Genomic DNA, 11,833 nt, shown 5'->3' with positions numbered 1-11,833 from the left:
GGGGAGTGTGACGAGCCTCGCACCCGGCCCTGCCTGTGGATAACTTCTGCGGGACGCCCGGATCTGCGGTAGACATGGGGCCATGGACGCAGCCAGCCCTTCCGGGGCGGACCTCCCGCCCGCAGACGGCGCCGCGGAGCCGGGCGCCCGTGAGCAGCCGCCGGCCCTGCCCGGCTACGAGACGCTCCGCGCCATCGGCCGCGGTGCAGCGGGCCCGGTCTGGCTCGTCCGCGAGGCCGGCACCGGGCGCCTGCTCGCGGCGAAGCTCCTCGTCCCCGGCCCCGGCCTGGGCCCCGACGAGGTCCTCGGCCGCGCGCAGAGGGAGGCGAGGGTCTCCCGTGCCCGCCCCCATGACCACGTCCTGGGGGTCCACCGGGCCCTCCCTGCGGCGGGTGCGGCGGACGGAGCGGTCGCGCTGCTGAGCGAGTACGCGGCCGGAGGCTCCCTGGGCCACCTCGTGCGCGTCCGCGGGCGGCTTCCGGTGGGGGAGTGCATCACCGTCGTGGTCCCGATCGCCCGCGCCCTGGCCGCTCTGCACGCGGACGGGACCGCGCACGGGGACGTCTCGCCCGGGAATGTCCTGTTCACGGCCGACGGGCGGCCCATGCTGGGCGACTTCGGACTCGGGCGGATGGTGGGCGACATCGGCGCAGGCGCGGCCGGCACCGCCGGCTTCACCGACCCGTCCGCGGGGCGGCCCGCGGCGGCCGACGGCGGTGGCCCGGCCGGGAGCGACGGGCGGAGCTCCGCGGCGCGCGCCTCCGCGGCCGACGTCTTCGCCCTCGGGGCGCTCGCCTGGTATGCCCTCACGGGCGAGCCGCCGGTCCCGACCGAGCATCGGCCGCCCCTGTCCCTCATGGTCCGGGAGGTCCCGGCAGAACTCGCGGCCGCCATCGAGGCGGCGCTGCGGGACGATCCGCTCCAGCGGCCCTCGGCCGAGGAGCTCGCCCGCTCGGTGCTCCGCAGCGGCCGGGCGGAGCCGGTCGACCTCGCCCCTGCCGTCGACGCCGCCGTCCTGCCCGAGCTGATGACCCGGCGCCAGGCCGCCCCGGCCCGCCGGCGCCCGGTCCTGGGCCTTCCGTCCCGCGGCGATCCCAGGGGCCGCAGCCCTCGCGCGCGCCCCCAGCGGCCCCAGCGCCGCGGGGGAGCCCATGCCGGGGCCGCATCCCAGGGGGCGGCCCCGCGCCCGGCCGGCCGCCCCCGGGCGAGGGCGCGGCGCCCGCTTCCGGCGGCCGCCCTCTGGCTTGCCGCGGGGCTCGTCGTGGCCGCCGTCGCTGCGGGCTGGTGGAGCCGGCCTCCGGCCCCCCGTGCAGGCGACCAGCCCGCGGACGCGGACCAGACGGGCGCCGTGGCGGGGTGGGAGTCCCTGCCCGAGCAGCTCCGGCGCCGCGCCGCCGCCCCCGACCCGGTGCAGGCGGTGCAGGCTCTGTCGGAGATCCGGGCGAGGGCCATCGCCGGCCGCGACCGCGGCATGCTCTCTGCGGTCAACGCCGCAGGCTCGGAGGCGGCCGCAGCGGACCGCGGGCTCCTCGACCGGCTCGAGGCCAGCGGCCAGCGGCTCGAGGGCTTCAGCGCCCGAGTCCTCGCCGCGTCCCTCGACTCCGGCACCGGGGACCGGGCCTCGGGCTCGATGAGCGCCGCCGTGCGGGTCCGGGTGGTCACGACCGGCTACGCCGTCAAGGACCGGACCGGAGCCACCGTCGGGGAGAGGCCCGCGGGCCTCGACCAGGAGCTGACAGTCGTCCTGCAGCACGACGGCCAGCGGTGGAAGGTCGCGCGGATCGGCCCCGCCTGATGCGGCGTGCGTCACACTCTCCCGCACGGGTGTGGCCGGCCCGGGAGGGGCCCGGCCGGTGAATATGATCGGAGGATGACTGGCTCCAGCTACTTCCGCTATCCCCACGTGCACGGGGACCTCGTGGCGTTCGTCGCCGAGGACGACGTCTGGCTCGCCCCTGTCGCCGGAGGGCGCGCCTGGCGGCTCTCCTCGCTCGGGCTGCCTGCGCGCAATCCCCGCTTCGCCCCTGACGGGAGCAGGGTCGTGTGGACCGTGGTCCAGGGCAGCGCCCCCGAGGTCGTCTCCGCCGAGGTCGACGGCGGCGGCTTCCGGCAGCTGAGCTGGTTCGGCCACGCCACCACGAGGGTCCGCGGCTTCGAGCCTGGCGGCAGGGTGATCGTCACGAGCGCCCACAACCAGCCGGACTCCCGCCACACCCACGCCTACACGATGCCGCTCGACGGCGGCTGGCTGGAGGAGCTCCCCTACGGGCCCGTGCACTCGGTCGCGTTCGGCCCCCGGGTCGGCGACGACCGGCCCGTCGTCGTGGGCAGCGTCCTGACCCGCGAGCCCGCCCACTGGAAGCGGTACCGCGGCGGCGCAGCGGGCAAGCTGTGGATCGATCCCGACGGCGGCGGGGAGTTCCGCCGCCTCCTGGCCGACCTCGACGGCAACCTCGCGGACCCGCTGTGGGTGGGGGAGCGCATCGCGTTCGTCTCGGACCACGAGGGCGTGGGCAACCTGTACTCCGTCGACCGGGCAGGGGCCGGCCTGCGCCGGCACACCGACTCCGACCGCTTCTACATCCGCCACGCGAGCACCGACGGCCGCCGCGTCGTCTTCGACAGCGCCGGCGAACTGTGGATCCTCGACTCGCTCGACGCCGAGCCGCGCCGGCTCGAGATCGCCCTCGCCTCGGCCTCGACGTCCCGCCGGAGCCGGCCCCTCGCCGTCGGCCGCCATCTCGGCGACGTGGTCCCTGCCCCCGACGGACGGGCCAGCGTGGTCGAGTCGCACGGCACGGTCCACTGGCTCACGCACCGCGACGGCCCCTCCCACGTCGTGGAGGCCACCCCGGGGGTGCGTGCACGGCTCGCGCGGCCGCTCGGTTCCGGAGCCGTCGCGTTCGTCGCGGACCACGAGGGCGAAGAGGGGCTGTTCGTGCGCCGCCTCGGGGGACTGGGCACCGCAGCCGCCCCCGCCGCGGGTGGCGCCGCACTCGTCGAGCAGGCCGGCAGCGCCGGGTACGGTACCGACCCCGCCTCTGACGGCCTGCCGCGGCCGGTCTCCGCGCTCGCCGGCGGCCAGGACGCGGCAGCGACGCCTGCCGCGCCGCCGGCCACCGTGGGCCCCCGCGCGCCGCGCTCCTACGCAGTGCCGGCCCAGCGTCCGGGCGTCTCCGCAGCGGGGGACGAGGATTCCCTGCCGCGGCTGGCCCGCATCCCACTGCCCTCCGCGCACCGTCCGGTCGAGCTGGTGCCCAGCCCCGACGCGAAGTTCCTCGCCGTCGGCACCGCGTTCGGCGACGTCCACCTCGTCGATGTCGCGCAGGGCACGGCCACGACCCTCAGCAGCGTCGGGGAGGGCATGGTCGCCGAGCTGGCGTGGAGCCCGGACTCGCGCTGGCTGGCCTGGATCGAGCCCGTGACCGCGTTCGGCTCGCGCTCCAAGCTCCGGCTCGCCGAGCGGGCCACGGGCCGCGTGGCCGACGTCACCGATGGCCGCTTCCAGGACGCCTCGCCCGCCTTCACGCCGGACGGGAAGTACCTCGCGTTCCTCTCCGGGCGCAGCTTCGACCCGGTGTACGACGGCCATTCGTTCGACCTGTCGTTCCCGAGCCCCATCAAGCCGTACATCGTCCCACTCTCGGCGGCCACGGCGAGCCCGTTCGGCCCCCGGGTGGCGGACTTCGCGGACGACGCCCAGAGCCGTCCCGCGGACGACGGCGCGGCCCCGCCGTCGTCGGCGGCCTCGCCTGTCGAGGTGCGCGTCGACCTCGACGGGATCCGCCACCGCGTCACCGCGCTGCCCGTCCGCCAGGGCAACTACTCGCACCTCGCAGCCGCGCAGGACTCCCTGCTGTGGCTCTCCCACGACCTCGCGGGCGCGACCGGCGAGGGCAGGGCCAAGCCGGAGGACAAGGACGCCCCGCCGACGCTGCAGCGCTTCGACCTCCTCACGGGCAACGAGACGACGCTCGTGGGGGCGCTGGAGTCCTACCGGCTCAGCGGCGACGGCACGAGGATCGTCTACGTGCGCGACCGGACGGTCCACAGCGTGCCGAGCGACAAGCCGGCCGAGGACGGGCACGCCGAGCACGTCACGGTGGACCTCGAGCGCATCCGGGTGCGGCTCGACCCCGGGGCGGTGTGGTCGCAGGCGTTCGAGGAGGCCTGGCGGCTGCAGCGCGACTTCTTCTGGACTGAAGACATGGCCGGCGCGGACTGGGACGAGGTCCGGGACCGGTACCGGCCGATCGTGGACAGGCTCGGCTCGCACGATGACCTCGTCGACCTCATCTGGGAACTCCACGGCGAGCTGGGCACTTCGCACGCCTACGTCACGCCCCCCGCCGTCACCGAGCCCGGTGCCGGGGGACAGGGCAGGCTCGGGGCGGAGTTCGACTTCGACGGCGGCTGGGTGGTCCGCCGCGTCCTCGCCAACGAGTCCTCCGACCCGCTCGCCGCCTCGCCCCTCGCCGCGCCCGGGGCGGGCGTCCGCCCGGGCGACCGGCTGCTTGAGGTCGACGGTGTCCGGCTCGGTCCCGGTTTCGGGCCGGCGACCGCGCTGGCCGGCGCCGCCGGCAAGGTCGTCGAGCTGACGATGCTCAACGGCGCGGCCCACGGCGAGGCGTCGGGGCGGACCCGGCGGATCGCCGTCGTGCCCCTCCGGGACGAGGAGCGGCTGCGGTACCAGGACTGGGTCCAGGCGAACCGGCGGCTCGTCCGCGAGGCCTCCGAGGGCCGCTTCGGGTACCTGCACGTGCCGGACATGGGGGCGCGCGGCTGGGCCCAGCTCCACCGCGACCTCGACACGGAGACGGCCCTCGACGCGCTCGTGGTGGACGTGCGCCGCAACCGCGGCGGCCACACGTCCCAGCTCGTGGCCGAGCTGATCGGCCGGCGCGTCACCGGCTGGAGCGTCCCCCGGGGGGAGCAGCCCCGCACCTACCCGCGGCACGCTCCCCGGGGCCCGGTGGTGATCCTCGCGGACGAGTTCGCGGGTTCCGACGGCGACATCATCACCGCCGTGGGGAAGCTGCGCGGGATCGGACCGGTGGTCGGGACGAGGACCTGGGGCGGCGTGATCGGGATCGACAACCGGTTCAAGCTCGCGGACGGGACCGCGGTGAGCCAGCCGCGCTACGCGACCTGGTTCGAGGGCGGCATCGGCTGGGGCGTCGAGAACTTCGGCGTGGAGCCGGACATCGAAGTCGCGTACCCGCCGCACGCCTACGCGGCCGGCATCGACCCGCAGCTCGAGCACGGCATCGGCGTGCTCAAGGAGATGCTCGTCGAGATCCCGACCCAGCGGCCGCCGGCGCGCGAGGGCTACCGCTCGGTGCGCCCGGCGCCGCTGCCCCCGCGTCCCCAGGACCGCGGCGCGGACCTCAAGGAGCCGGCCTACCAGGGCTGAGGCGTCCCCGGCATCGCCCGGACGCGGGAAAGGCCCCTCCCCGGGTCGGGGAGGGGCCTTTCGCTGCCCGGGCGCGGGGCACTCCGCGGCCCGGGTCAGCGGGCGGCGCTCAGGACTCGAGGGTGGCCTTGAGGGTGATCGTGATCCCGGAGAGCGCCTGGCTCACGGGGCAGCCGTCCTTGGCCTTCTCCGCGATCTGCTGGAACTGCTCCTCGGAGATGCCGGGAACCGTGGCGGTCACGGTGAGCTCGCTGCCCGTGACGCCCTTGCCGGGCTCGAAGCCGACCGCGGAGGAGGTCTCGATGCGCTCGGCCTTGAAGCCTGCACCGTCGAGCTCGTTGCTGAAGGCCATCGAGAAGCAGGCCGAGTGGGCCGCCGCGAGGAGCTCCTCCGGGCTCGTCTTGCCGTTCGCGTCCTCGCTGCGGGCCTTCCACGTCACGTCGTACGTGCCGAGGCCCGAGGTGTCGAGGGTGGTCTGCCCCTTGCCCTCGAAGAGGTTGCCCTCCCAGACGGTGTGTGCGGTGCGGATCGTAGCCATGTGTGCTCCTTGCCGTGGTCGGTGTGCCGCGGCGCAGCCGGTCGGGTGCGCCGTCCTCGCCCATCCTAGGCACAACACGGCCCCGCCTCCTCCGAATGTGACCGGGGGCGGCGGGGCCGGGCGGAGCAGCCGACGCTACTGCCAGATCGTGGCGATGGCGATGTTGAGCAGCGCGAGGCCGCCGACGCCGTGGGCGAGCCCCGGGGTGACCCTCTCGCCGGCCTTGCGGCGGCGGTTGCCCACGAAGGCCAGGGCACCCACCACCACGGCGATGATGAACTTCACCGTCAGCTTGATGTACAGGTTCGTGTCGAGCGGCGCCACGCCGCTGTCTGCCTGCTTGGACAGGATCGTGATGAGCCCGACCAGGATGACGCCAGTGACGAGCTGGGTCATCGCGCCGTCGAACTGCCGCGGGCCGACCGTGGGGTTCTTCATGTTCGCGATCCACGGGCCAACGATCATGGCTGCACCGACGACGTGCAGGAAGACGACAATGCTCAGGACGACAGTCATGACCCGAGTCTAGTGGGGCCGGACCGGCCGCCTGCGCCGGATCGCGCCGCGTGCGCGTCCCAAGTGGGTAACGAAACGCGGACGGCGCCCGTCCCCGGAAAGGGGAGCGGGCGCCGTCGTGCGCTCTGCCGGCGATGCCTCAGAGACCGAGGTCGGCCTCGAACGAGCCCTCCTCGAGCCGCGCGCGCAGCGTCTGGAGGAAGCGGCCAGCGTCCGCGCCGTCGACCAGACGGTGGTCGTAGGTGAGCGAGAGGTACATCATCGACCGGATCGAGATGACGTCGTCGCCCTCGGCGTTCTGGGAGACCCACGGGCGCTTCACGATCGCCCCGGTGCCCAGGATGGCCACCTGCGGCTGGTTGATGATCGGCGTGTCGAACAGCGCGCCGACCGAGCCGATGTTGGTGATGCTGAACGTGCCGCCCGAGAGCTCGTCCGGACCGATCTTGCCGCTGCGCGTGCGCGCGGCGACATCGGCGATGCGCCCGGCCAGGCCCGCGAGGTTGAGGTCGCCGGCGTTGTTGATCACCGGCACGAGGAGGCCCTTGTCCGTGTCCACCGCGATCGCGAGGTGCTCCGCGTTGTGGTAGGTGATCTGCTGGGTCTCCTCGCTGTACTCCGCATTGAGCTTCGGGTGCTGCTTGAGCGCCTCGGCCACGGCCTTCGCGATGAACGGGAGGAAGGTCAGCTTGACGCCGTTCTGGGCCTGGAACTGGGCCTTGGCACGGTCGCGGAGCTTCGCGATCTTCGTCATGTCGACCTCATGGACCTGCGTGAGCTGGGTCGAGGTGTCGAGCGACTCGCGCATCCGGCGGGCGATGACCTGGCGGATCCGGGGGGCCTTCTCCGTGGTCCCGCGCAGCGACGAGACGGAGCCGTTGGCAGCGGCGGCCGGGGCAGCCTGGGCCGGGGCCGCCGCGGCGGGGGCGCTGGGGGCCTGCGCGGAGGCGGCGTTCTTGGCCTCGACCGCGGCGAGCACGTCCTGCTTGCGGATGCGGCCGCCGACGCCGGTTCCGGTCAGCGAGGTCACGTCGATCCCGTGCTGGTTTGCGAGCTTGCGCACGAGCGGGGTCACGTAGCCCGACTCGCCGCCCTGCGCCGGCGCGGCCGAGGCCGCGGGGGCGGATGCCGGTGCCGGGGCAGCCGCCGGTGCCGGGGCTGCTGCGGGAGCCGGGGCCGCTGCGGGAGCCGGGGCAGGTGCCGGTGCTTCAGCCGGAGCCGGGGCAGCGGCAGGTGCCTGGGCCGCGGGCGCCTCCGCGGTGGGCGCCTCGGGAGCCGGGGCGGGGGCGGCCTGGGCCGGGGCGCCGGAGCCGATGACCGCGAGCACCGCACCGACTTCGGCCGTCTCGTCCTCGGGGACGCGGATCTCGAGCAGGGTGCCGGCGACGGGGGACGGGACCTCGGTGTCGACCTTGTCGGTGGACACCTCGAGCAGGGGCTCGTCGACCTCGACGGTCTCGCCGACGGCCTTGAGCCACCGGGTCACCGTGCCTTCGGTGACGCTCTCGCCGAGGGCGGGGAGCGTGACCTCGTGCCCCTCGGCCGGGGCACCGGCGGAGGAGCCCGCGGGCTCCGGCGCGGCGGCCGCCTCGGGCTCGGGGGCAGGGGCCTGCTCGGGCTCGGGGGCAGCGGCAGGAGCCGCCTGCTCTTCCTCCTGGGCGGCGGGCGCGCCGGAGGCGTCCGGCGAGGATGCGCCGTCGCCGATCACCGCCAGCGGGGAGCCGACCTCGGCGGTCTCGTCCTCGGCGACGAGGATCTGCTCGAGGATGCCCGCGACCGGCGAAGGGATCTCGGTGTCGACCTTGTCGGTGGAGACCTCGACGAGGGGCTCGTCGATCTCGACGCGGTCGCCGACCTGCTTCAGCCAGCGGGTGACGGTGCCTTCGGTGACGCTTTCACCGAGGGCTGGAAGGTTGACGGATTCAGACATGGGTCCCCGTGCTCCTTGATTCTTCTGCGTGCGAATGGTGTCGGGGTCGGCTCAGCCGTGCAGCGGCTTGCCGGCCAGAGCCAGGTGGGCCTCGCCGAGAGCCTCGTTCTGCGTCGGGTGGGCGTGAATGAACTGGGCCACGTCCTCCGGGTAGGCCTCCCAGTTGACGATGAGCTGGGCCTCGCCGATCTGCTCGCCCATGCGGGCGCCGATCATGTGGACGCCGACGACCGGGCCTTCCTTCTGGCGCACGACCTTGATGATGCCGGACGTGCCGAGGATGGAGCTCTTGCCGTTGCCGGCGAGGTTGTACTCCTGGGTCTGCACCTGGTCCTCGCCGAACTTCTCCTTGGCGGCCTTCTCGGTGTAGCCGACCGTGGCGATCTCGGGGTCGCAGTAGGTGACCTTCGGGATGTTCACGTCCTCGACCACGACCGGGTTGAGGCCGGCGATCTCCTCGGCGACGAAGATGCCCTGCTGGAATCCGCGGTGGGCGAGCTGGACGCCGGGGACGATGTCGCCCACCGCGTAGACGTTGCCCACGCCGGTGTGCAGCCGCTCGTTGGTGATGACGAAGCCGCGGTCCACGGTGATGCCGGCCTCCTCGAAGCCGAGGTTCGCGGTCGACGGCCCACGGCCGACGGCGACCAGGAGCAGGTCGGCCTCGAAGGTCTTCCCGTCGACGAGCGTGACCTTGACGCCGTTCTCGTCCTGCTCGACGCCCTGGAAGAACGTGCCGGTGCTGAACTTGATGCCGCGCTTCTTGAAGGCGCGCTCGAGCTGCTTGACGATCGCGGCGTCCTCGTTGGGGACGAGCGAGGGCAGGCCCTCGACGATCGTGACGTCGACGCCGAAGGACTTCCAGACCGAGGCGAACTCGACGCCGATGACGCCGCCACCGAGGACGATCACGCTGCTGGGCACGTAGTCGAGCTCGAGCGCCTGGTCGGACGTGATGACCCGTCCGCCGATCTCGAGGCCGGGGAGGCTGCGGGAGTAGGAGCCGGTGGCGAGGATGATGTTCTTGCCCGTGTAGTCCGTGCCGCCCACGGTCACCGTGCTCGGGCCGGTCAGGCGGCCCTCGCCCTCGATGACGGTGATGCCCTTGGACTTGATGAGGCCCGTGAGGCCCTTGAACTTGCCCGCGATGATGCCGCCCTTGTAGGCGTTCACGGCGTTCATGTCGATGCCGTCCAGCGTCACGTTCACGCCGTACTTGGCGGCGTCGCGTGCATGGTCCGCCAGCTCGGCCGAGTGGAGGAGGGCCTTGGTCGGGATGCAGCCGTTGTGCAGGCACGTGCCGCCCAGCTTGCCCTTCTCGACGAGCCCGACGGAGAAGCCGAGCTCCGAGGCGCGGAGCGCCGCGGCGTAGCCGCCGCTTCCGCCGCCGAGGATCAAGATGTCGAATTCGTGCGCAGTTGCCGCTTCGGCCACGTGGACGCTCCCTCGCCTTGTGGACGGCGTGTTCCGCCGTCGGATGTGACAGTTTGCCTGCGGCGGTCCGCGCAGGCCCGGTATCAGGGAAACCCTATATCCCCGACCGACTATGCTCCACCTTCGCCGAACGTTTGTCGCGGCCTTGTGTCAAGAGTCACGGGAACTCTAACACTTTCGCTACATGGACTTTCAATTCCATGATGTGAAACTACAGGGGATGGCCGCCCGCAGCCGCCGGGCTGCGGGCAGCGCGGCGTCACGGGCGGGCAGCGGACTCGAGGTAGCCCACGAGCGTGCGGACCGTGGAGCCGGTGCCCTGCTTGGGGGTGTGCCCGTAGGGTGAGCCGGTGTTGAACGCCGGTCCGGCGATGTCGAGGTGGGCCCACGGGACGGTGCTGCCGTCCGGGCGCCTGCCCACGAACTCCTTCAGGAAGATGGCAGCCGTCAGCATCCCGCCGGGCCGCTCGCCGACATTGGCGATGTCCGCCGTGGCGGAATCCAGGCCGGCCCGCAGCTCCTCGGGCAGCGGCATGGGCCACGCGGGCTCGCCCGCCGCGGCGGCGGCGTCGAGCAGCGGGCGGGTCACCTCGTCGTCGCCCATCACCCCGGCGGTGCGCGTGCCGAGCGCCACGAGGGCCGCCCCCGTCAGCGTCGCCACGTCGATGACGGCGTCCGGGTTCTCCTCGCACGCCGCGACCAGGCCGTCGGCCATGACGAGCCGGCCCTCGGCATCGGTGTTGAGCACCTCCACCGTGGTGCCGCCGCGCATCGTGATGACGTCGGACGGCCGCTGCGCGCTGCCCGAGGGCATGTTCTCCGCTACGCACAGCCACGCGGTCACCTTGACCGGCAGGCCCAGGCGCGCTGCGGCGAGGGCAGCGTTCAGGACGGTGGCCGCACCGGCCATGTCGCTCTTCATCTGGTCCATGTTGGCCGCGGGCTTGATCGAGATGCCGCCCGAGTCGAACGTGATGCCCTTGCCGACGAGGTGGACGGTGCGCGCGCCGGACGGGCGGGAGGGCACGTATTCGAGCTTGACCAGCCGCGGCGGCCGCGCCGACCCCTGCCCCACCGCCAGGATGCCGCCGAACCCCTCCTTCGCGAGCCGCTTCTCGTCGAAGACCGTGACCTTGACGGGAAGGCCCTTCGCGAGGTCCTTGGCCGCCTCGGCGAAAGCCTCCGGATAGAGCTGGCTCGGAGGCATGTTCACGAGCGTGCGGGTCGCGTTGACCGAGGCTCCGAGGACGGCCGCGCGCGCGAGGGCGGCGTCCGCCTCGGCAGTGCCGGCGAGGGCGCTGTAGACGATCGCCGTGCGCACGTTCTCCTTGCCGCCGCCGTTGGCCGACTTGTGCTCCGTGTAGGAGTAGGCGCCGAGGGCGGCCCCCTCCGCGACCGCGGCGAAGTCGGCAGCGGTCGCCGCCGGCAGGGCCAGCACCACGGTCGAGTTCCCGGCCAGCTGGCGCACCGCCGAGCCTGCGGCCCGCCGGAGCTGCTCGGCGGTCGGGGCCGCGCCGGGCGCGAGCTTGCCCACGCCGGCCAGGGCGAGCACGTGCGCGCCGAGCTCGGGCAGCCCAGGCAGCCGGTGGAGCTGGTCCGCGGCGCCCGTGACGCCCAGCGCGGCAAGCGTGGAGGACACGGCCTCGGCGTTGCGTGCGCTCAGGGGATTCTCGAGGAGGACCGGCCCGTCCGGGCCCTGCGCGATCCCTACCACCAGGACGTCGCTGGGGGTCTTGCGCAGGTCCTTGGACACGGCCCGGAGGGTGACTTCGCTGTTGCTGAACACTTCTGGTGCCTCGATTCTGCACGGCTCACGCTGCCGCGTGTCTGCGCCGGCGGGTGTGGTGCGGTTGCTTCAGGTGCTCCCGATCGTAATAGGGCGGCCGGGGTCGTCCCCTGCGGCGCGGCGCAGGGGCGCCGGCACCGGGGCGCCGAGCGAGGACGCCGAGCGAGGGACGCCGAGGTGGAATGATGGAACGCCGCCGAGTGTTGGACGGATGAA

At 73.7% G+C, this 11,833-nt stretch carries 7 protein-coding genes; 2 read left to right on the top strand and 5 right to left on the bottom strand.

Going from position 1 to position 11,833, the window contains the following annotated elements:
• Positions 1 to 82 precede the first annotated feature (82 nt).
• Both J2W20_RS09625 and J2W20_RS09620 read left to right on the top strand, forming a co-directional pair.
• On the top strand, positions 83 to 1,795 hold the full coding sequence (locus J2W20_RS09625; RefSeq protein WP_307006320.1) for a protein kinase domain-containing protein: 1,713 nt from the start codon (positions 83 to 85) through the stop codon (positions 1,793 to 1,795).
• 75 nt (positions 1,796 to 1,870) lie between these two features.
• Entirely contained in the window at positions 1,871 to 5,413 is a 3,543-nt protein-coding gene (locus J2W20_RS09620; protein WP_307006319.1) for a S41 family peptidase, read from the top strand.
• A 109-nt stretch (positions 5,414 to 5,522) separates the two neighbouring features.
• On the opposite strand, the gene J2W20_RS09615 is transcribed toward J2W20_RS09620, so the two are convergent.
• The 5 genes from J2W20_RS09615 to J2W20_RS09595 all read right to left on the bottom strand — a co-directional run bounded on the left by J2W20_RS09615 (position 5,523) and on the right by J2W20_RS09595 (position 11,617).
• Positions 5,523 to 5,951 (bottom strand): OsmC family protein, encoded by a 429-nt coding sequence (locus tag J2W20_RS09615; protein ID WP_307006317.1) that lies wholly within the window; start codon positions 5,949 to 5,951, stop codon positions 5,523 to 5,525.
• A gap of 135 nt (positions 5,952 to 6,086) precedes the next feature.
• Complete coding sequence (locus J2W20_RS09610) at positions 6,087 to 6,467, bottom strand: hypothetical protein (protein ID WP_307006316.1); 381 nt, start codon at positions 6,465 to 6,467, stop codon at positions 6,087 to 6,089.
• Positions 6,468 to 6,606: 139 nt separating this feature from the next.
• The gene (gene sucB / locus J2W20_RS09605) at positions 6,607 to 8,397 is read right to left on the bottom strand and encodes a 2-oxoglutarate dehydrogenase, E2 component, dihydrolipoamide succinyltransferase (protein WP_307006315.1); all 1,791 of its coding nucleotides are present in this window, start codon (positions 8,395 to 8,397) and stop codon (positions 6,607 to 6,609) included.
• A gap of 51 nt (positions 8,398 to 8,448) precedes the next feature.
• Positions 8,449 to 9,831 carry a dihydrolipoyl dehydrogenase gene (gene lpdA / locus J2W20_RS09600; protein ID WP_307006314.1) on the bottom strand — a complete coding sequence of 461 codons (1,383 nt, stop codon included), beginning with the start codon at positions 9,829 to 9,831 and terminating at the stop codon, positions 8,449 to 8,451.
• A gap of 259 nt (positions 9,832 to 10,090) precedes the next feature.
• Positions 10,091 to 11,617, bottom strand: a complete 1,527-nt coding sequence (locus J2W20_RS09595; RefSeq protein WP_307006313.1) for a leucyl aminopeptidase — start codon at positions 11,615 to 11,617, stop codon at positions 10,091 to 10,093.
• Positions 11,618 to 11,833: the final 216 nt, after the last annotated feature.

The organism is Sinomonas atrocyanea, assembly GCF_030812675.1.
Taxonomy (GTDB): Bacteria; Actinomycetota; Actinomycetes; order Actinomycetales; family Micrococcaceae; genus Sinomonas; species Sinomonas atrocyanea_B.
The sequence above is the reverse complement of the archived record's forward strand: the minus strand, read 5'-3'. Positions and strand labels throughout refer to the sequence as shown.

Bases quoted from the DNA above. Each gene is read 5' to 3' on its own strand.
- J2W20_RS09625 (WP_307006320.1), top strand. From the start codon at position 83: ATGGACGCAGCCAGCCCTTCCGGGGCGGACCTCCCGCCCGCAGACGGC.
- J2W20_RS09620 (WP_307006319.1), top strand. From the start codon at position 1,871: ATGACTGGCTCCAGCTACTTCCGCTATCCCCACGTGCACGGGGACCTC.
- J2W20_RS09615 (WP_307006317.1), bottom strand. From the start codon at position 5,951: ATGGCTACGATCCGCACCGCACACACCGTCTGGGAGGGCAACCTCTTC.
- J2W20_RS09610 (WP_307006316.1), bottom strand. From the start codon at position 6,467: ATGACTGTCGTCCTGAGCATTGTCGTCTTCCTGCACGTCGTCGGTGCA.
- sucB (WP_307006315.1), bottom strand. From the start codon at position 8,397: ATGTCTGAATCCGTCAACCTTCCAGCCCTCGGTGAAAGCGTCACCGAA.